This window comes from bacterium, assembly GCA_035527515.1.
In the GTDB taxonomy this organism is placed as follows: Bacteria; B130-G9; B130-G9; order B130-G9; family B130-G9; genus B130-G9.
Genome location: DATLAJ010000097.1, coordinates 1 through 21,105, shown reverse-complemented (window position 1 = coordinate 21,105; position 21,105 = coordinate 1). Strand labels below are relative to the sequence as shown.

16 protein-coding genes are annotated in these 21,105 nt (G+C 56.7%); 11 read left to right on the top strand and 5 right to left on the bottom strand.

What is annotated here, in order from left to right; genetic code table 11:
* The 11 genes from VM163_07355 to VM163_07305 all read left to right on the top strand — a co-directional run.
* On the top strand, positions 1 to 1,419 hold a 1,419-nt coding region (locus VM163_07355; GenBank protein ID HUT03689.1), incomplete at its 5' end, for a GspE/PulE family protein.
* A gap of 21 nt (positions 1,420 to 1,440) precedes the next feature.
* Positions 1,441 to 1,923, top strand: coding sequence for a hypothetical protein (locus VM163_07350; GenBank protein HUT03688.1), 483 nt, complete (start codon positions 1,441 to 1,443; stop codon positions 1,921 to 1,923).
* Positions 1,924 to 1,949: 26 nt separating this feature from the next.
* Positions 1,950 to 2,513 carry a hypothetical protein gene (locus VM163_07345; GenBank protein HUT03687.1) on the top strand — a complete coding sequence of 188 codons (564 nt, stop codon included), beginning with the start codon at positions 1,950 to 1,952 and terminating at the stop codon, positions 2,511 to 2,513.
* Positions 2,514 to 2,580: 67 nt separating this feature from the next.
* Entirely contained in the window at positions 2,581 to 3,630 is a 1,050-nt protein-coding gene (locus tag VM163_07340; protein ID HUT03686.1) for a hypothetical protein, read from the top strand.
* 163 nt (positions 3,631 to 3,793) lie between these two features.
* Positions 3,794 to 4,861, top strand: coding sequence for a hypothetical protein (locus VM163_07335; GenBank protein HUT03685.1), 1,068 nt, complete (start codon positions 3,794 to 3,796; stop codon positions 4,859 to 4,861).
* A 3-nt stretch (positions 4,862 to 4,864) separates the two neighbouring features.
* Positions 4,865 to 6,124: an ATPase, T2SS/T4P/T4SS family gene (locus VM163_07330; protein ID HUT03684.1), complete on the top strand. Its 1,260-nt coding sequence runs from the start codon at positions 4,865 to 4,867 to the stop codon at positions 6,122 to 6,124.
* Positions 6,121 to 8,730 carry a tetratricopeptide repeat protein gene (locus VM163_07325; protein HUT03683.1) on the top strand — a complete coding sequence of 870 codons (2,610 nt, stop codon included), beginning with the start codon at positions 6,121 to 6,123 and terminating at the stop codon, positions 8,728 to 8,730. Before VM163_07330 ends, VM163_07325 begins: the two co-directional genes overlap by 4 nt.
* 29 nt (positions 8,731 to 8,759) lie before the next feature.
* Complete coding sequence (locus VM163_07320) at positions 8,760 to 9,653, top strand: hypothetical protein (GenBank protein ID HUT03682.1); 894 nt, start codon at positions 8,760 to 8,762, stop codon at positions 9,651 to 9,653.
* Positions 9,650 to 10,903: a type II and III secretion system protein gene (locus VM163_07315; GenBank protein HUT03681.1), complete on the top strand. Its 1,254-nt coding sequence runs from the start codon at positions 9,650 to 9,652 to the stop codon at positions 10,901 to 10,903. The genes VM163_07320 and VM163_07315 overlap by 4 nt, the downstream gene beginning before the upstream one ends.
* A gap of 889 nt (positions 10,904 to 11,792) precedes the next feature.
* Positions 11,793 to 12,152, top strand: a complete 360-nt coding sequence (locus VM163_07310; protein HUT03680.1) for a hypothetical protein — start codon at positions 11,793 to 11,795, stop codon at positions 12,150 to 12,152.
* A 113-nt stretch (positions 12,153 to 12,265) separates the two neighbouring features.
* Positions 12,266 to 14,302: a PQQ-binding-like beta-propeller repeat protein gene (locus VM163_07305; GenBank protein HUT03679.1), complete on the top strand. Its 2,037-nt coding sequence runs from the start codon at positions 12,266 to 12,268 to the stop codon at positions 14,300 to 14,302.
* 146 nt (positions 14,303 to 14,448) lie between these two features.
* Here VM163_07305 and VM163_07300 read toward each other — a convergent pair whose 3' ends face one another.
* The 5 genes from VM163_07300 to VM163_07280 form a co-directional block, all read right to left on the bottom strand.
* Complete coding sequence (locus VM163_07300) at positions 14,449 to 15,609, bottom strand: M20/M25/M40 family metallo-hydrolase (protein ID HUT03678.1); 1,161 nt, start codon at positions 15,607 to 15,609, stop codon at positions 14,449 to 14,451.
* 47 nt (positions 15,610 to 15,656) lie between these two features.
* Positions 15,657 to 16,763 carry a hypothetical protein gene (locus tag VM163_07295; GenBank protein HUT03677.1) on the bottom strand — a complete coding sequence of 369 codons (1,107 nt, stop codon included), beginning with the start codon at positions 16,761 to 16,763 and terminating at the stop codon, positions 15,657 to 15,659.
* Between the two features lie 176 nt (positions 16,764 to 16,939).
* Positions 16,940 to 18,178, bottom strand: a complete 1,239-nt coding sequence (tyrS, locus tag VM163_07290; protein HUT03676.1) for a tyrosine--tRNA ligase — start codon at positions 18,176 to 18,178, stop codon at positions 16,940 to 16,942.
* A gap of 12 nt (positions 18,179 to 18,190) precedes the next feature.
* Positions 18,191 to 19,978, bottom strand: a complete 1,788-nt coding sequence (gene dnaG, locus VM163_07285; protein ID HUT03675.1) for a DNA primase — start codon at positions 19,976 to 19,978, stop codon at positions 18,191 to 18,193.
* A gap of 309 nt (positions 19,979 to 20,287) precedes the next feature.
* A partial coding sequence (locus VM163_07280) for an NAD-dependent epimerase/dehydratase family protein (protein ID HUT03674.1) occupies positions 20,288 to 21,105 on the bottom strand: 818 nt, incomplete at its 5' end.

The window sequence follows — 21,105 nt, the reverse complement described above, 5'->3', positions numbered from 1 at the left end:
TGCGCTGACCCGACCGACCGGGAGATTCAGAGCCTGATCACGGAGTTTGGTTTCAGGCGATACGAGATCGCCTATATGCGAGTGGAGGAGATCGATCAGCTTGCGTCGAAGCTGGTTCCTCAGAAGGATGAGTTCCTCAAGATACTCGAAGAGGCCACCGACTCGGTCGAGACCATCGAGGAGACGGAGACCGAGCTGGACGAGGAGGCGCTCGAGGCAGAGATAAACAAGAGCCTGCTCACAGACTTAGTTGAGGGCAGCCTGGTTGACGCGGTTCGGAAGGGAGCGTCTGACATCCATGTCATCCCTAAGCCTGGCAACATCGCTGAGTTTTACTTCCGAGTAGATGGCAAGCTCCAGCTCTGGTATCGGCATGAGGGTAGCAAGCCAGAGGCGATCGCGGCCGTCATAAAGGATAGAAGCAAGAACATCGACCGTTTCGAGTGGGATTCGGCCCAGGACGGGTTCATCCAGCGGACAATAGACAACTCTCTGATCAGGTTCCGTGTGTCGATCATGCCGATAGTTGGCCAGGAGCTGAGGCGCAAGCTCGAGAGCATAGTAATCAGGGTAATTGACGACCGGAAGTTGATCACGGATTTCGAGGAGTTGGGCTTTCAGAAGCAAGCTAAAGATGCGTTCATGCGTGCGATTGGAAAGCCTCAGGGGATAGTGATTCTGACCGGGCCGACCGGCAGCGGCAAGAGCACAACGTTGGTGGCGGCGCTAAGTCATGTCATGAACCCAAGCATCAACGTGGTTACGGTCGAGGACCCCGTTGAGTATAACATCCCTGGGGCAAGGCAGATAAAGCTCGGACCAAGGCTCGATTTTGACTTGGCGGTTCGCTCGATACTGCGGCATGACCCGGACGTTGTCATGGTTGGCGAGATGCGGGACAAGAAGACTGCCGAGATAGCGGTCAAGATGGCCAATACCGGCCATTTGACGTTCACAACACTGCACACAAATGATGCGACAAGCGCGGTTGCGCGGCTTTACAAGATGGGGATCGAGCCGTTTCTGCTTGCCTATTCGATCAACGTAATAGTTGCTCAGCGGCTTGTTAGGACGCTTTGCCCGGACTGCAAGCGGCCGATCAAGGACTTGGACCCCAGGATACCGCTTGACCTGGGCTTTACCGAGCAGGAGGTGGAGGAGATCACCTTCTATGAGAGTGTAGGCTGTAAGAACTGTCGGCTGGGCTACCGGGGCCGAATCGCGATCCACGAGGCGTTCTATTTCACCAAAACGGTTAGGCGGCTGGTGTATCAGGCCTCGCAGGAGATCGACGAGGAGGCGCTCAGGAATCAGGCAATCGCGGATGGGATGCTTACACTTCGCGAGTCTGGCCGTGAGCGGATTAAGCGTGGTGAGACGACTCTTGAGGAGATCGCGTTTGCGACCGCCGGAGATTAGAAGGACAGGAGGAAGGAAGAAATGAGTTCAGGACAGATGATGCTTGCTTTGGGGGCGCTTGTAATGCTTTCGACGCTGGCTATGACGCTTAACAGCATTGTGCTGGATGGGAACAGGACGATGATGGAGAGCGAGCTGTACATATCGGGGACATCAGCAGCGCAGTCTTTTCTGGAGCGCACAACGGTGCTGGCGTTCGATGAGAACGTGGGGACGTACGATCCTTCAACGTTCCCGGGCAGCTTAACGTCGTCCGGATACCTCGGGCCAGATGCAGGTGAGACATACCCCAATTACGACGATGTGGACGACTTCAACGGCTATTCAGGAACAGTCTCGACGACTAGGGCTGACTTCAACGTGGCCATAGTAGTCAAGTACTGCGACAGCAGCGGCAACGATCAAGGCAGCTGCACATACTTTAAGAAAATGGAAGTAACCGTCACCAGCCCGTTCATTCCGACACCTGTGGTTGCAAGACGGATCTTTGCATACAGCATATAGATAAGACTAAGAGGAGGTGAGGCAACATGGCATTAGCTGATCTCGTCGGCACGACCATCGTGGCCGGTATACTGATCCTGATGATGATTGCCCTTACGGGAAGCGTCTCCGAGTCAACTACTCAGCAGATGCTCGACGTCACCACGCAGGAGGCGTTAACGACTGTCAAGAGCCTGATCGAGTATGACTTTCACAAGATGGGGTTTGAGTCGACTCCGGGCACTGCGATTACCACAATGGGCGCACACAGCATAACGTTCTGGGCGGGGATTGACACCAACAACGATGGCTCTCCGGATGGCCTCAACACGATCACGTATCAGTTGAGCAGCACTTCCCAGGCTGCATCTACCCCCAACCCGAACGACTGCATCCTCTATCGGACCATTGGAATAGCGTCACCGGTCGCGGTTTCACTAGGCGTTACGGGCTTTGACCTTCAATACTACGACAAGTACGGAAACATGACTGTCAACCCGGCGGACGTAAAGACGATTCATGTTGGTCTGACTGTTCAGAGCACAATGCCGTACGACAACAGGTATTCGGAGGCCGTGTGCGAGAAAATGGTCAGCCCAAAGAATCTGTGAGGACCGTCCGATAAGTAAACAGAGGCTTCGTTATTAACCCTTAGAGAACAAGAGGAGGGTTTGAGAAATGGGTAAGGCATTAATCATTCTAGTTTTAGGCGTAGCGGTGGCGATGTCGTTTCTGACGATGGGGGCTCGGGAAAGAGGAAATGATGCCGTATCCAATTCCTGCGATACATTCAGCATGGCTGGCGCTGGGAATCTTGCGCATTCAGCAGTAAACGTTGCTTTGAACAGCATCACATCCGACCCCAGTTGGACTAGCGCTGCACAGACCAGTAGTCTCTCTGGCGGGACGTGCTCTGCAAGCTGCGAGAGGGTGCCCGCCTCAGTCAACTCGAGGATAACCGGGGTGGGGACCTACGTTCAGAGGAGCCACACGGTGCAGGTGCTTGTGCAGACTCGTTCCCCGAACCTCAGGTCTGCAATCACGGCCAACCCTCCGGTTAAGACGCTTGGGACACTCACGGTTGACGGTAGGGATTACGACGAGCATGGCAATGTCATCCCCGGCCAGGGCGGCCTGGCAATTGAGTGTTCAGACGTCATCATCCGGGGCGGCAGTTCCGTGTACGGTGGCACCAACGAGAACGGGGGGGACTTCGTCCCTTCCACAAGTTACGATCCGAGCATAACCAACGAAAACGCTGTCTTTGATGGCGGATTCCCGCCATCACCGGACGCAGCGGTTGGGCTTTCTGAAGGGACGCTGAAGGGTCGCGCCATGAGCGGAGCGAACGGCAGCCAATACACGACCGACCCCAGCACGCTCACGATGCCTCTGAGGGGCGTAACCTACGTGGAACTGCCTGACGGCGGAATATGGAACGATGCCACCCTCACCGGCGGTAGCAACGGGATACTGGTTATCCACAGTGCCGCCAAGGATGCGGTTCTTAAGAATTTCTATGGGTCGTTCTGCGGGATAGTCATCGCCGACGACGTGGACAAGATCCACGGAACGATTATTGGCAACTTGACCGTAATCGGCGGGGCAGCGACAGGCAATTGTATCGGGAACGGCGAGGGCAAGGTGCTTTATAGCACGCATTTCATCTTCGACGCGCTAAATGGTCTGCCGAAGTCGGACTTGAAGGTCCTTTCATGGTGGGAGTGATGCACTTGGGTCGCCGGTTCGCAACAAAAGTTGCCGAGACAGGCAGCGGTTCAGCGCGCGGTCTGGAGCAAAGAGATCAGGCCAAAGAATCTGTGAGGACCATCCGATAAGTAAACAGAAGCTTTGTTACTAACCCTTGTAGAACGATAGGAGGGCTTAAGAGATGGGTAAAGCAGCAATCATCCTGGTCTTAGGCGTATCGGTGGCGATGTCGTTTCTCACGATGGGGGTTCAGGAGAGGAGAAACGAGGCCGTGGCAAATGCTTGCCAGGCTTACGACATGAACGGGGCGAGGAACCTCGCACACTCGGGCGCAAACGTTGCTCTGAACAACATTACAACCAACCACAGTTATCAAGGCAGCCTATCTGCGAGCTATTCAGATGGCTCATATTCGACGACTTGCTCGAAGATGCCCGCATCGAGCAACTCCAAGATAGTCGCCACCGGGACCTACGGGCAGACCGCGCACGGCGTGCAGGTCGTCGTCGAGGTCTATCCCAAATACTTTAAGTCCGCGATCACGGCCAAGCCTTACGTAAACACCCTGGGAACGCTCGAAGTCGATGGCCGAGAATATGACCAAAACGAGAACATCACGCCCAACCAGGGCGGCCTTGCGATTCTCAGCACGCAGACGATAACGAGGGGCGGCAGTTCTAAGTATGGCGGAACGAACTCACTGGGACAGGATTTCGTGCCCTCGACGGATTTCGATCCGAGTATGATCGAGGAGAACGCCCAGTTCGATGGCGGCTTCCCGAGCTCGCCCGATGCTGCAATAGAGGTCTCGGATGGGACGCTGAAGGCGATCGCGCAGAGCGGGGTAGGCGGCAGCCAATACGCAACAGACCCTAGCGACATTCAGATACCGCTAAGGGGAGTTACCTATCTAGAGCTGCCAGACAACGGAACCTGGAACTCGCCCAACCTCACCTACTGCAACTGCGGTCTTGATTACAACAGCTTCGGGATACTGGTCATCCACAACGCGAACAAGAACGCTCGCCTCAAGAACATGCGGGGCAACTTCTACGGGCTAATCATCGCTGACGACGTGGACAAGATACACGGCAAAGTTACGGGCAACGTAACCGTGATAGGAGCCTCGCCCCGCGGCAACTGCATCGGGAACGGGACCGGTGATGTCCACTACAGCTCATATTTCATTATGCAGGCGCTCTCAGGACAGCTTAACAAGAGCCCGGAAATAGTGTCTTGGTGGGAGTAAGGATTGACTGAAGAAGCGACTCTCACTCTCGAGGCCGACGCTGTTGGCCAGGCCAGAGAGATACTCTCTCGGCTGATTGCGCATGTGCCGGCCTCACAAGAGGGTTTCGAGCGGCAGATGTTCATCGGCAAGCTGCTTTTAGACCTCTCGCCCGAGCAGCGGCAGTGCCTCAAGCGGGTGGTAGAGAGCTGGCTCGCAAGGACTGTGCAGCTCGAGGCGTCGGATATCGACGTGGGCAGCTACGGCTGCGGGGAGCAGATATGGTTTAGGGTGTTCGGTTTCAAGAAGCCCGATCCCGAGCTCGGTTCCTTCTCGGTGGACGAGACCGATTTCCTCATCCAGAACCTGCTGATGGACAAGCAGAGGGAGTACCTCTATGAGTGGCGCAACCTCGACTTCTCCTACACGATCCACTGTAACGAAACCCGTGTTCGGTTTAGGGCTGATACGTATTTTGATCTTGACCATTTGGCCATGAACATGCGGCGGATCTCGGAGACTATTTACCCGTTCAAGGACCTCGGCCTTCACCAGAACGTGGCGCGGGCACTTTCGCTGGCTCACGTGAAGCAGGGGCTTGTGCTGATAACTGGGATAACCGGTTCTGGCAAGAGCACAACGCTTGACAGCATCATCGACGCAAACAACAAGACCATGGACGCCCACGCAGTGATCATAGGCAGCCCGATCGAGAACATTCACACTAGCCGCCGGTGCATCATCCGGCACCGGGAGGTGGGTCGAGACGTGATGTCGTTCAAAGAGGGCGCAGTTCAGGCCTTAAGGCAGGACCCGGACATTATCGTGATCGGCGAGATGCGCGATGCAGACACGATATTGACAGCGCTTGAGATCACCGACAGCGGGCACAAGGTCTTCTCGACTCTGCACACTGGCTCGGCAGTGGAGAGCATCGACAGGATCATCGCCGAGTGCCCGACCAGTGTCCAGGAACGGGTGCGGATGCGGCTGGCTGACGTCTTGACGGTGATTCTCTCTCAGAAGCTCGTCCCTGACCACAGTGGACGACTTCAGCTCGCCAAGGAGGTCCTTCTGGTCAACTCGTCCGTCAGGGCCGCCATCAAGAACAACAACACGGGCGAGATATACCAGATGATCTTCGAGTCAGGGAGCGAGGGGATGATAACGATTGAACAGGACCTCTACCGTCTTTATCGGCTAAAGAAAATATCGAAAGAGAATGCAATCAACTTCGCGAACAACAAGAAGAGGTTGGGCGAGTTGCTTCGGAGGGAACTATGAGAAATGAGGCAATAGGACTATCAATTGAGGGGACGGACGTCAAAGTCGCCCACATTGCGCTCTCTCACAAGGGCGTCATCCTCAAGCGGCTTGACGTTGCTCAGCTGCCTGAGCCGCTTGGTGCGCCTCTTACGGAGGAAGAGCAAGAAAAGGAATCCATGGGCGCTTTCGAGGAGGCGTTTGGCGAGGTAACCGAGGTGGGGGCTCCACTTGACGCGAGGGCGGAGAACAAGGGGGACGCGGAGGAGGGAGAAACTGCCTCGTCGGCCTTATTGGGGATACTCTCTGGGTACGACCTGAGAAAGGCCAAGATCGGGGTCAATCTCCCCGAGGACTCAGTCAGCTACTACCTCTTGAGCGACACCTTCGCCGTCAAGGGGCGCAAGCTCAAAAGAGCGCTGATGGAGCTGGTTGCGCCCAAGCATGAGAGGCCGCTCTCGCCGGAGATGATCGATTATGTCAAGGTGTCAGACAAGAACCTTGTTTGCCTGGTTTGTGATCAGGAACCGGTGTTTCTGGATGTTCTGAAGGAGCTGAAGCGGTTCTTGGGTCGTAACAAGCCATATATTGGGTTGCTTGACTCGGTAGAGACCGCGCTGATGAGCCTTGTTCGCGCCAACCACGAAATAGCGGCGGGCGAGATAACAGCACTCATCTATGTCTGCGCCGACAACACTCGCGTCACGATCATGAAGGGAGGGGACTACATGCGGCTCCTCCCGCTGATACAGGAGGGCTCGAACTCACCTGATTTCGGCAACACGCTGTACAGCAAGATACTGCTCGAGCAGGATGAGGGTGGGTTGCCTGACATCGACCGGGTGATTCTGGCGGGCGACGCAGATATGCCCTCGGCGATAGAGTTCTTCTCAGAGAAGTTTTCCAACGCCAAGGTAGAGACCATCAAGTATGGCAAGTTCGTTGGGACGGAGATGGAGCCCTCGAAGATTCCAGCGCCTCTGCCGAGCTTCGCCTTGGCCCTTGCCCTGGCGAGGAAATCGCTCGAGCCGACTAATCCCAGCTATTATCACACCGATTTCACGCCCGATTACCTGAAGGAAGCGCAGAAGCCGTTCAAGATAGCGTGGCACGGTCTTCTGTCCCTCCTTGTGATCTTCACGATGAGCCTCCTTCTGGTCATCAAAGGTGGCTACAACTACGTCGAGATGCAGGACCTCAACGAGGACACCTACAATCACAACCGCCTGACGAAGCTCGCACAGCCGCTTCTTTATGAGATCGATATGCTCAACGAGAAGATCTCGCTTCACGAGAGTGAGATGAAGCAGCTGGCTGCTTTGGCACAGAACTCCCGCGTCTGGAGCGATTCTCTGCTCAAGCTCTGTGACCTTGCAGAGCGTTGCGACTCTCTATGGTTCACGAGCATCAAATCATCAGAGGACAGGGGCTATTTAATAACAGGCAAATCTCGCACGCGGGACAAGATAACCGCTCTTGCCAGCGGATTTGAGAGCTCTTTCCTGGATACAGTCGCGCGCGGGAAGATCCGCGATTATGGCGTTTGCGATTTCGTGCTGCGAGCCAAGTTCCCCGACGCATTGGAGCCTGGGGCCTATTTGGCGATGGTCAAGGAACATAGCAGGGACGGCTTCGGATTCAAGGGCCAGGGGCACGAGGGCACGCAGCCTGGCTCGGCCTTTGTTGCGACTCCGAATCTGGCTATGTCGGGCCCGCAGATGCCGCTGGGGCTGGAGCAAGGGCTCTTCGCAGACCCCCTCTCGACTAGTGCGCAGGGCCCGGAGATGTTCAGCGCCATGCTCAGGGTTGGACTTGACGCATACCTCGCACAGTCTGAGCGGATTGCCAATAGCCCAACACTCGTGAGGCTAAGGGCCGAACAGGAAAGTTCCGAGGCACAGCTTAAAAAGCTCTGGGAACAGAAGCGGTTTCAAGAGGAGCAAAAGGTCGCAGCTGCCAAGAGATCGGTCGATGAGGAATACCTCGGGCCGAAGGCAAAACCATCGCGGGCACCTGAGGTCTTGGGCCCATTTCCAGAGCAAGATGTGAAATCCAAAGCAACGGACAAGGCTGATAGGCCCAAGAAGAAAACTAACGAAGCGGCTCGGAAAAAGCAGGAAGAACACCTCCCCGCTCCGCCTGTTAAGGCCAAAGCCGTCGAAGAAGATGCTCAACCGGCCAAGAAAGAGGATGTCAAGCACGAGAAACCGGCGACCGCCAAGATGCAGGTAACAAACGAGCGCGCCCCCCAAGCAGCCGATGACGATTACGATCGGGCACTTGAGCTGTTCAAGTCCGGCGATTACAGGCAGGCGGCGGCCCTGTTCAACCGCATCCTCGCCTCGAGCAAGAGTCGCGTGATGGACTGCAACATCCACTACTGGCTGGGGCATTGTCTTTACAGCATGGGCAACTTCGAGGGGGCTGTTGCGGAGTTTGAACAGTCAAAGCACTGCGAAGACAAGAGCATGGCGGATGGCGTGCTCTTCATGCTCGGCAATTGTCTTTTGAGGCTGGGCGACGAGAAGCGTGCGGGCGATGAGTATGCCGAGCTGCTGAGGGATTATCCCAACAGCCGTTTCGGGCAGATCGCCCAGGCGAGAGCGAGGACGTTGGATCAACCGTAGTGCTCAAGAAATGGTAAGGGAGATGTAAGGTGAGTAACGCACTAAGAAGCACGATTGTAATCGGCGCCATCTGGCTGGTCCTGCTGCTTGTGGGAGGCTGGTATGTCTATTATAGCCAGGCCGATGAGCTGGGCGCCGTTCGCAAGGAGAACAAGGAAGCGCACGAGGCCTATGACAAGATGCAGGCAAAGGTCGATAGCCGCGGGGAAGTCAGGGCCACGCTCGCAAAACTAACAGACCATTGGTATCAGCGCAAGAAAATAATCCCTGTGGCGGACAACGCTAGAACGTCATATAACTATTTCAATTGGATAAGCCAACAGTCTGGCCCTATGCTGATGTTCGATTTTATGGTGCTCTCAGAGGCTCCGGACGAATCGCCCCCCTCAAGAACATACCAGCTACGCGGCGAGGACACGTTCGAGAACCTGTTTGACTTCATCTACTATCTTGAGCACGAGCCACTGCTCTATAAGATCGGGCAGATCAGCATCGACGGCGCATCGATCGGCCAAAACGACGACGGGGACGTCCTCGGTGTGAGATTCGACATGCAGATCAAGGTCTATTATGGGACATCGTCCTCCCTTGACCAGTCGTTCTCGCCTCGCGTGGTCCAAACCGTGCCTAAACAGATAGACCCGTTCTATCCACTGATACTCGACAACCTGCCGAAGAACACGCGAGGGCTAGTCCTGGTTGACGAGTCGAAGCTACAGGCGCTGACCAAAGATACCGCATTCATAATTGATCAGAAGAAGAACCTGGTGACGCTGCATGTCGGCGACGAGGTGTTCCTGGGCTACTTGACCAAGATCGATGTCCAACAGAACGAGTGCGTTTTCACACTCAACTTGGGCGGAGTAATCGAGAAATACAGCATGGAGCTTAATTTTAAAAACCAAGAGGGTGGAAACAGATGAGAAGGGCAATAGCGGTCTCAATGTTCATTGTTATGCTGCTGGCAGCTTTCTGCTTGGCAGGGCCAGCGCTTGAGGGCAGCAAGCACACGTTTGTTCCAAAGGAGTATCCTATTGAGCACACGTCACCTGACGAGATGGTCTCGTTGTCATCTGGCACTCCGTTTGCTCAAGCCTTGTTCATTCTGTCCAAGTTCAGCAACAAGTTCGAGAAGAGAGTCATCATCGATCCAGCGAAGCACAAAGGCAATATCGGGGTCGATATAGACAACATGCATTGGAAGAAGGCTTTCGAGATGGTCCTGCGGGCCAACGGGATCTGGTACGTCCGCTACGACACATACTATGAAATCGTGGAGCCTACGAGCGAGCCGGAGAAGACGAAAGGTGGAACTAAAAAAGAAGGAGTCACGGCCGATACCCGTGAGATCAGAATCAAGGCAACCTTCTTCGAGGGCGACAGACGAGTTATGCGCGAGCTCGGTATCGATTGGACCACTGTCAGGAACGGGAGTCTGGCAATAGGCGCGATGAGCTCCGGTGCTCAGAGGGTGAGCGAGAACATGTTCTTGGCGGGACTGGCCAAGACTTTTTACGACGGACGTGCGAGCGTTGAGGTCCTTCTGAGCACGTTGGAGCTTGCCGAGAAGGGGCGGATCATTGCAACTCCTGAGGTTGTGGCGACCGCTGGCAAGCCGGCCAAGATACTTGTCGGGCAGGAATTCGCCGTGAACACGAGGGATTATGCTGGAAACATTATTACCACCTTCTACGAGACGGGAACTATCCTGGAAGTTACTCCCTCGGTTTTCAAGGGCAAGAAGGGTGAAGAGTTCATTAACCTGGCAGTAAAGGTAGAGCGGTCAAGCCTCGTTGATCCGGTCAATGTCACGATCAACAAAACTGAGGCCAATTCATCTATACTTCTTTACAGCGGTGAGGATACGGCAATAGCTGGTCTTTACTCGACCGAGCGGTCTAGGCAACGGCAGGGGATTCCCTTTCTGAAGGACCTGCCGTGGTGGGTTCTCGGCATAAGATACGTCGCAGGTTACGACCGCATGGAGAAGAAGGACAAGGAGCTGGTCATCCTTCTCCACGCTAGCCTTCTGCCCAAGCTCGCAGAGAGGCTGAGCGCTCCGCCGAAGGACACGGATTTCAAGAGGCTTCAACGGGAAACCGAGACCACCATCAAATCTTTCTGGCCGAGGCCCGGCGAGGGCGAGAACGACGAGGCAAAACTAAAAGACTGAGGGTTATACGCCGGGGGGCTGGTGCTCCCCACGAGGCGCGCGGACGACATTTTGAAGGGCAGACATGTCGAGGCTGTCCCATAAGTCGAATGTGGAGTTGCGTAGGGGCGGAGCTTGCCTCCGCCCATCTATATATTCGGGCAGACACAAGGCCTACCGCTACATATAGTATGTCCGATTGCGCCATCCCGGGGCGTGTCTCTTCAGAACATACTCATTGGACAGCCTCACAAGCCCCGCCCCTACGCAGGTTGCACCGTCTGGCGGTGCGCCTACATGATGGTGCGCAGCGCAGAGACAAATCCGTCAAAAAGGATCAAGGGCGGCAAAATCTATTTTTGAGGGTTGACAAGGTGGAGGCGGATGTGTGATACTTTCCCGGTGAGGTCCCACAATGCGCCTGGGGGTGCGTGAGGTTCCACGCAGAGGCGCACAGACCTTTTGAGGGAAGCGATGAAAATCGCGGAAATTTCTCGGAACAGTTTTCGGGACGATGAGGCCGACGAGGCTGACTTTTCAGCCCTCGCCCGGCTGCATGCAGCTTCTAGATTCAGCGATAGTCTGACATCTCAGACACGTCAGAGGGCAGTTCTTACTTTCCGTAGTGCGTGCTCTGTTCTTCGCCCAGATATGCGAGAGGGTAGAGCCCAATCCGACAGGCAGCCTAATGACGGAGTCTCGTCGTGTTTTTACGTTTCCGTCCGGGCCTTTCCTGTTGTACGCGGGAAGAGGGCTCGTGGTTCAATCAGACCACGAGGCCCTCCTATTCGCCCCGCGCGCCATTTTTTCAAATGGCAGCAAGCATAAGACAAATGTCTCACGTTGATAAGTGAGTGACAAGAACGTTGGCAGACTTCAAGGTCTGCACAGAACATAAGGAGAGATTAAATTGAAAACGTCAAGAATAGCTCTTGTTATCGGGGCCCTGGTACTTGGCGTTGCGCTGCTTGCCTTGGCTTATGACGGCCTTTACGGTGGATACGTGGATCCGACATCAGGGGACACCTCGCAGGTTTTTGAGTATCACGTCTATTGGTCGGGTGTCGGCGAGCCTCCCACGGCTTATGTGCACATAGACGACGATTGGGAGGGCATCATGATGGACTACGACCAGGCGATAGGCGGAAGTCACGGCTACAAATACTCGACGACGCTTCCGAGCGGCGATCACGGATTCTATTTCACCGACTCGATGGGAGGTCGGGACCCGAACGGCGAGTTCCAATACGTAGGGCCCGATGTAGACTAGGGGACGGCAAAGAGAGTATCGGATTTGACTGAGATAGTTTAGCTAATCGAACGGGTCGGCTCAGGCCAAAAGCTGTGGCCTGGGCCGGCCCACTAACGAAAGGAGACAATTGGATGAACGCGAGAAGATTCATTCAGAGCTTGACTGTTGTGGTTGCTCTTCTGTTTATCGGCTGGCCAGCTCAAGGCTCAGACCAGGCGAGCTGGCCGATGTTCCAGTACGATCCGCAGCACACGGGCATCGCGCCGGTAGCAACGCCGGAGTTGCTAAACCTGCGTTGGAAGGCGGCGTGCGGCATCATAGGGAACAGTCATTTAGTGATAGGCCCCGAGGAGACCATTTGGGTCGTAGGTATAGACCGGGTTACTGCCATTACGAGGGATGGCGACGTAAAGACTGGTTTCGTTATTCCTGTTCAGGATTTTGGGATGTGTGTTCACGGGGGCTCGTTTGCTATCGGCGAGGGCGGCAGACTCATCGGCCTGGCGAGCAAAACCACAGGTGGAATCGACAGGCCGGCCGTGCTCTTCGCGGCTTCTGCGGAGGGCGAGCTGGAGTGGGCGCTCGAGCTGAACGGCGACGCCGGGGGCGGCTCTCTGCTGACATTGGGCCCGGACGGGTCCATCTACGTGGGCTTATGTGGACAACCGGACCAAAACAGGCTCTGTGCAGTCTCTCAAGAGGGCGAGCTCCTCTGGTCCTACACACATCCTAGCTCTGTAACAACGATTCCGGCCGTGGACCCGGCGGGCAACGTCTATTTCGGATGCGACGACGGTTTTCTGTATTGCGTGGATTCGGATGGCTTGAGATGGTCGTTTGACGAGATAGTCAGCAAGTTCGGGGTGGATTCGGCCCCTACTATCGACGAGGCGGGCAACATCTACCACTTCGCCAACAAGTCAGGTCTCGTTGTCTTAAATCCTGATGGCACGCTTAAGAATCACTATACGCTCAACGGCTATTCCTACACGAGCCCAGTCCTGCTCCCCGGTAGTTCGGTAGGTTTTCTCTGCACCGACCCGGACCTGACCGGCAACACGTTGTTCACGCGACTCGGCCCCGATGGCCAGGAGGAGTGGACAGCGCAGCTTTCTGGGTCCCCGCTTTGCAGCCCGGCGGCTGATGCTGCCGGCAACGTCTTCGTCTCCGGCTCGTATGGCCCGGCGATGGAGCCGAATACCTGCTATCTGGTGAAACTTTCCCCGGAAGGCACGCTTGCTACGATCTACACTACGGAGAAGACCTTCTATAACGAGGTCTCGGGGCCGTGCATAGGTGAAGACGGGACGGTTTACGCCTATCTCAACGGGGCACTCCACGCATTCGGAGAATTCGGCCAGCTGCTTACGTTCGGAATCTCGAGCCAGGGGGGTTACGCCCTCGGATTGGGCCCCACTCAATCTGCCTCGATTCGCCTGATGAATCCTGGCCCTGACCTGGATGCTGACTGCTACGTAGCCTATCGGAGGGTCGGAGGCGATGAGCTGTTCTTCTATCCCTTCTGGTCCAGCTTTCCGGAGAACTGTGCCCTTGAGTTCAGACCTATCCCAGCAGGCGCCACATTCGACGAGATTGAGCTCGCCCACATCGTCACTGGCGGCCTTGCGCCGGGCGAATACGAGTGGCTCGCCGGGCTCTTTGAGCCGGGCACATTCCAGGCCATCTCGCAGGTAGCATTCTCCAAGTTTTTCGTCTATGGCGCGCCCACGAGAGGCGAGATGGGTGATTACTCGACGGCGACTGCTCCGCAGCTTGCGCTCAGCGGCGACCAGATGGGGACGCCGCCGACGGTCGCTGTCCGGACGAATAAGGAGACGTACGCCGCAGGCGAGGTTCTTGACCTCTCGCTGCGCCTCGAGAACGAGGGGATGGGGATGTTTTTCGACCTTTACATTGCTGCAACCTTAGATGACGACCCGGACGGGACTCTGTTCTTCTTCCCCACGTGGCAGACCGACCCGGGCTTCACGAACATCTCGTTTCTGCCGCTCGGCCAAGGCGCCTCGCTTCCGGACTGGACTATCATGCACCTTCCGCTTCCGGATGCGCTTCCGAGGGGAGGCTACCGGTTCCTTGCGGCGTTCTTCTACCAGGGAACCTTCAATCTAGCGAGCGACGTCGCCGAGGCGCACTGGACGCTGATGTAACCCGGATAATTTACAGATGTCAGGCTTGCAGATGCATGGCACGCTCTAAGAAGGCTGTCAACTAAGAGGGTTTCAACGGGGATGACGCAGCGGGGTATGCCTTGTGTCTGCCCGAATATATAGATGGGCGGAGGCAAGCCCCGCCTCTACCCAACCTCTCCAACCTCTTGAAACAGCTCGTTCTTGGCGGCGGCGAGAAGCTGCGGCCGAGTCGAGAGCTCAAGCGCCGTCAACGCAAGCACTTTTGCCGCCGTCGCGGCGCACTGGATACCCTTCTTGGACCCTGCCCTCGCGGCGAACTCCTCGGTGTGGCTCAAGACCCCCTCAAAGCCCTTGCTGATCACGGGATGGATCACCGGAATAAACCTACTTACGTTTCCGATGTCGTAGGCGCCGGGCGCCTCGGGCGGAGCCGAAAGCGCAGCTAGACCCTCATCTCTCAAGTAACGCTCGCAGACCTTCCCGATCGTCTGGTTCACCAGCAGCGGCTCGTATCCCGCCTCGTAACGGCGCATCGAGAAACTACAGCCCGAGACGTGAGCCGCGTCCCGCACGCACCGCAAGACCTCGTGCATGAGGCGCCTCAGCAAGGGTTGGGTCTTTGCCCTGAAGCTGAATCTCGCGACCGTTCGCGTTGGTATCAAGTTTGGGCGCTTCCCACCTTCCAGGATGACGCCCGGAAAACTTATGCCCGAAAGGCCCGATACTGCCGACGGAATCGCCTGGAATAGGCCGGCAACTGCCAGGACCGGGTTCGGTCCAGGGTCCTGAGCGATGCCGGGGATACGTTCTGGGTAAAACACGATCTCCGTTGGAGCCGTCGCAACCGACCTGAGCGAGCACACCCTCGTCTCGGGACCCGGATGGAACATCATGGCCGCGTCCAGCCCCGCAAGATGGCCGGACCTCAGAAGAGATACCTTGCCGCCGAACGTCTCCTCGGCCGGAGAGCCTATCACCCAGACCTCGCCTCGTGGAGCATTGAGGCTTTTGGCCAAAGCTAGCCCGGCCACGAGGCTTGCCGAGGCGATGAGGTTGTGCCCACAGGCATGGCCAAGCTCGGGCAACGCGTCGTATTCGCAGAAGAGCCCGATCTGCGGATGGCCGCCCTGGCCGAATGAGTATCTCGCCAAGAACGCCGTCGCAAGGTTGGCCACGTTTCTCTCCACCTTGAAACCGCCCTCGGAAAGCAGCCCCATAAGTAGCGAACAAGCCCTGCTCTCCTCGCCGGACAGCTCCGGGTCCTCGAAGAGCTTTCGGCTGACTCGGCGGAGCGTTGGAGCCAGGCTCTCCAGCGAGTCTGTCAAGCGACTCGCCGCAAGTCGAGAGTCAGACGGCGGCTTCCCGGCCACGCTCACCGCTCGAGATCGTCCTCGGCAGGCCTTTTGTCGCTTCCATGCTCTTCGGACTTGCCCGAAACTTTCTCCTCTGCAAGATGAGATTCGGTCTCCAGCATGGATTCAACCTCCGAGGCGCCATCGAAAGTCTGCGTATTGAGCCCCTGCGAAGAGGGCCTGTCGTCGGCACGACCTTCGGCCTCTGGCGCTATCTCTATGTCAAGACTCGAGGCCGCGGTCGCCTCGTCCTCCGTGATGGGCTCGCCCTCTAGGTCAACGTTATGATCCCCATCGTCCAGATTATCATCGGCCCCAGCCAGAAGGTCAGTCGTGTGACGCTCCTCGCGCATCACATCAGCTCGCACCTCCAGCTCTGAGCGAAAAAGGTCCAGCCGCGCCTCGTCATTGTCGAACCTGGCGTTGATAGCGGACACGCTCGACGACAACTTCCTCTCCGATTCATCAAGAGCGCTCTTGAACCTCTGCATCTCACGGTCGGTTTGAAGTTGGACCCGCACGTGCTCGCGAACCAGCTGCGAACAGAGTCGCACGAGATACGTGTTTATGCGGTTCTGCCTGGTCACAAGGAAATCGGTATAGAGCCTCACCATCCTTCTCATCATTCGCTTCATCATCCTCAATGGGCCGGCGACCAGGCTGGCCCGGTGGGAAGTGATCTTGTACTCCTGGGTAAGGTTCCAGTCGGCGCCCGACATCGCCCGCAACACATCGTCATTGGCGACAGCCTCTCTCACGAACTTGGCCGCAAGCGCCTCGCCGGCCCCCGTCGTCTGTTCGCCGGACAGATTCGTCGTATCGATTATGCCCTTTGTCGGCGGCCCATGCATCTCTCGATCGAGCTCGGACGCACGCTGAGACAATCGCCTCATTATCCGATCGACGCTTATCTCGTCGTCCTTGACCGAGACCAGGTCTGAGCGCGGCGGCCCGTTGTGTGTGTTCTGCTGGCTGGGACGGCGCCCTCTTGAAGACCGTCTCCTTCTCGAAGACGAGCCACGTTGCTGGTCGGGCTGCTGTTCAGGAGACCTCGAACCACCGGGCTGCTGCTCAGAAGACCTCGAACCTCCGGGCCTCGGGCTCTCACCTTGTCTCTGATTGGGCATCTGCTGTTCAGGCCGTCTCTGGTCGGACCGCGGCCGCCTCCTCCTCGAGGATGACCTCCGCCGTTGCTCGGACACTCTCTGGTCTGGGCTTCCCTGGCCGGAGCTGTCTGTTTGCTGTGCGCCATTCTTGGGCTTACTGTTATGTGCATCTTGTTCTTGCATAGAATCTCCGTCTTTCAATCAGATGTATCGTTTGTAACCTCGATGCGGAAGAACCTGCGCTTGCCAACCTTCAGCGTCATGCCCGACTCAACTCGGATGTCCGGCGCCACCGCGTCCACCGGCGCCCCGTCTATCGAGACGGCGCCTTGCCTGACAAGCCCTATCGCGCTGGAATTGCTGCTCGCGGCATCCGCGAGCCTGAGCAGCCTCGCTATCCATACCTTGCCCTCTTTGAGGTCCTTTGATAAAATCTTGACAACCGGCATCTCCCGAGGCGACTCCTTTTGCTTGAAGACTCGCTCAAAATCCGAGGCCGCAAGCTCCGACAACTCCTTGCCGTGATACATCGCCACGATCCTTTTCGCCAGCTGGAACTTCACGTCCCGAGGGTTCGCCTCGCCGTCTGCAAGCGCCCTTTCAAGCCGCCTAATTTCGTTGATCTCATAGTCCGTGGCAAGCCGTAAGTAGTCCACGAGAAGCCCATCCGGTATCGACATCGTCTTCCCGAACATCTCCTGTGGACTCTCCGCAATACCGATGTAGTTGCCAATGCTCTTGGACATCCGCACCGTGCCACAAATCCCTGTTAATATCGGGACAAGCAGCCCAATCTGCCGCTCCTGTCCCATCTGCTCCTGCAATTGCCTACCCATCAAGATGTTGAACGTCTGCTCCGTGGCCCCAAGCTCCACATCTGCGCGAACCATCACCGAATCATAGGCCTGCATCACCGGATACATAACCTCGTGAAGGCTGATCGGCTGCTTCTTCGCTAGTCTCTTCTCAAAATCATCCCTCTCAAGCAGGCGGGCCACCGTGAACCGTGAGGCGAGCCTCAGCACGTCCGCAAACGCTAACTCCCTGAACCACTCACCGTTCAGCACTATCTCAGTCCGCTTGGGGTCCAGTATCTTGAATACCTGCTCCCTGTAAGTTGCGGCGTTATGCTCGATCTCCTCGTACGACAGCTGCGGCCTGGTCTTGTTCTTGCCCGAAGGGTCGCCAACCATCGCTGTATAGTCCCCAATGATCAGAACGCCAGTATGGCCAAGGTCCTGAAACGCCCGCATCTTCCTAAGGACAACAGTGTGCCCAAGATGAATGTCAGGCGCGGTCGGATCGACCCCCAGCTTAACCCTAAGCGGCCTCCGCTCTCGCTCAGAACGAGCCAGCTTCGCGCGGAGCTCCTCCTTGGTGAAGACCTCCGCTACACAAGAATCGAGCAGCCGCTCGAGCGCCAGCTCTACGCTCACAGGTCCGGGCATCTAATCTGCGACCGCCGAGCGCTTCATCTCCACGAACTCCCTCTCGAGCTCGCTCTCCCCCACCATGTCGCCCTCCCCCTTCAGGCTGCTGAGGTATTCCTTGTGCATCTCATTAGCTCTTCTGGCAAGAGCATTGCGCCTGAGCTTGTCCACAAGCCTCGAAAAGCCGCTCCCGTCTATGACCGACTCGCAGAAAGCAAGCTGGGCGATGAAGCTCCTCTCGCTATCGCCCTCGAACTTATCCAGAAGTCCGGACAGCGTTACCTCCTTACCTGAGCGGCACGCCGAGAAACAACACTCCACTAGCTCCCGCAAGAAATCGCTTGTTATCAGGCTGGGCTCAACGCTCTCGGAAGCGGTCCTCAACGCCTCATTGTGCGTAACGATCATTCGAACTAGGTCGCGCTCCTCCGCGATGAACTGTCTCTCCTTCAGAACCTGAATCTCCTCACCGACCTTTGAGCGGCCAGATAGCTTGTGCAGCTCCGCAAAAACGATCTCCTGGTCCACGCTCAGCTCGTCCGCCAGCATCCGGACATAGTGGTTGCTCTCGACCAGCGTCAGCCTCGAAAGCGAGGGCAACACCTCTTTGAGCGCCGAGAGCTTGCCATCAACTGTCCCTACGTCGAACTCGCGCAGCGTCTCCTTGATAAGAAACTCTGGAAAGGCAGGCGCCTGCCGAAGCGCCTCCAGAAGCTTCTCGCCCCCAACTCGCTTCACGTAATCGTCAGGATCGTCCTCGCCAGGCGCCTTGAAAACACGAGGTCTCAGACCCTCCCTGCTGAAAACGTCGAAACTTCTCAACGACGCGCTCGTGCCAGCTCTGTCCGCGTCGAAGAACACTACCGGACGTTCCGTGTACCTCTTGATCAAGCCACATTGCTGAGGCGTGAGCGCCGTCCCGCACGTTGCGACCACGTTTCTTATTCCGGCCTCGAAAAGCGCTATCACGTCCATGTAGCCCTCAACGAGCACAACGAAGCCCTCGCTGCGCACAGCATCCCTCGCCTGATGCAATCCGTAAAGCGTCCTGCCCTTGTGATAGACTAGCGATTCGGGTGAGTTGAGATACTTGGCGCCCCTGTCCTTCTCCCCCTCGAGGTGCGCACTCGAAAGAACCCTCCCTCCAAATCCGCGCACATTGCCTGCGACATCAACGATTGGGAAGATTATCCGCCCCCTGAAGCGATCGTAAGAGCTTCCCTGCTTGCCCTTTGAGGCCAGCCCGACGGTCTCTAGAAGCTCCAGACCGCTGCCCTTCTTGCCGAACTTTCCGCAGACATCGTCCCAACTCTCCTTTGCGTAGCCAATCCCGAACGTCCTTATGGCGTCGTCACCCACGCCGCGCTCTTTGAGATACTCAAGCGCTAGCGAACCCACCTCGCCATCAATGAGATTCCGCTGAAAATGCGCCGCAACCTTCCTGTTGAGATCGAGGAGAGCCTGCCTGAGCCGGGCTGTCTCATCGATCTTTTCGCCGTCCTCTGTCCTAAGCGGAACGCCATATCGCGTCGCTAGCGCGCGAACAGCCTGCCCGAACGTTAGCCCATCGATCTTCATAAGGAAGGTGAACACGTTGCCGCCCTCGCCACAGCCGAAACACCGAAACATCTGACGGCTCGGATTCACCATGAAGGAAGGGGTCTTCTCCTTGTGAAATGGGCAAAGCGCCTTGAAGTTCTGGCCTGCGGGCCTCAGCGTGAGGTATTCGGAGATGACCTGCACGATGTCAGCCTTGTCCCTAACCTCGTCGATCACGCCTTGGGAGTAGTATCTCTTACTGCCCAACTCTCTCGCCCCTCATCAAGCAAAGCCCGCACTAAAGTATGTGCGCACCAGAATTATCATAACGCACGCCGGCCCTTGACTTCAATGTCATCCTTAACCGTCATCATTAATCCGCGATCTCGAAGGCTGTCGCATTATTATGTTTTCTTGCCGCTACGGTGCGGTTGACAACGTTGACAACGTGACCTCTTTCGCAGACCTGCGCGTCTGCCGCATGCACGTTCACGCCCGAACACATCGGCGCTGCCCGACAGACGTTGTCCGGAGATTATGGGCAGCCTCGTCAAGCACTACGACGACAGGTCTCGGTCAGGAAATGTGCTTTCGAAACCAGGCCGCCTCCTCAAAAAGCCCCTCCTCAAGCGTGTATTTGGGGGAATAGCCGAAGTCTGCCCTCGCCTTTTCACAGCTAGCGTGTGTGTGTGTAACGTCGCCTCGCTGTCTCTCGACAAATTGTGTCTCGATCGAGGTGTCCAGGACCTTCTCCAGGAGTCGGATGAGGTCGTTCACGGTTATCCGAGAGCCGCCGCCGATATTGTATGGGACATTCTCAGCGTTCTTGGTGGCGGCGAGCATACAGGCCTCGACCACGTCAAGGACAAACGTGAAGTCCCTTGTCTGGGTGCCGTCCCCGAACACCTCGACCGGCTGGCCCTTGAGCGCCGCTAAAATGAACTTGTGGATGGCCATGTCGGGCCTTTGGCGCGGGCCGAACACGGTGAAGAACCGCAGGCTGACGACCGGCACCCCGAAGTCTTTGGCGTATATGCCGCAAAGATGCTCGGCCGCGAGCTTCGTAACGCCGTATGGCGAGATCGGGTTCAATGGATGGCCTTCTGTGACCGGAAGCTCCTTGACCTCGCCGTAAACCGACGAGGATGATGCATAGACGAACTTGGTCAGGCCCTTGTCTTTTGCGGCCTCTAGAAGCTCCTGAGTTGCCTCGATGTTGAACCTGCTGTAGTCCTTGAAATGGTGGCCCCAACTCGCTCTGACGCCCGCCTGAGCTGCGAGATGAAATACGATGTCAACGTCCGAGAGCAACGTGTCGAGGTCGATCTTCAGCAGGTCGCCCTTTATGAGCCTGAATCGAGGGCTGCGATCGAGGTTCGCGACATTGCTCTTTT

Coding starts and splice junctions, on each gene's coding strand:
- VM163_07350 (HUT03688.1), top strand. CDS start 1,441: ATGAGTTCAGGACAGATGATGCTTGCTTTGGGGGCGCTTGTAATGCTT.
- VM163_07345 (HUT03687.1), top strand. CDS start 1,950: ATGGCATTAGCTGATCTCGTCGGCACGACCATCGTGGCCGGTATACTG.
- VM163_07340 (HUT03686.1), top strand. CDS start 2,581: ATGGGTAAGGCATTAATCATTCTAGTTTTAGGCGTAGCGGTGGCGATG.
- VM163_07335 (HUT03685.1), top strand. CDS start 3,794: ATGGGTAAAGCAGCAATCATCCTGGTCTTAGGCGTATCGGTGGCGATG.
- VM163_07325 (HUT03683.1), top strand. CDS start 6,121: ATGAGAAATGAGGCAATAGGACTATCAATTGAGGGGACGGACGTCAAA.
- VM163_07315 (HUT03681.1), top strand. CDS start 9,650: ATGAGAAGGGCAATAGCGGTCTCAATGTTCATTGTTATGCTGCTGGCA.
- VM163_07305 (HUT03679.1), top strand. CDS start 12,266: ATGAACGCGAGAAGATTCATTCAGAGCTTGACTGTTGTGGTTGCTCTT.
- VM163_07295 (HUT03677.1), bottom strand. CDS start 16,763: ATGCCCAATCAGAGACAAGGTGAGAGCCCGAGGCCCGGAGGTTCGAGG.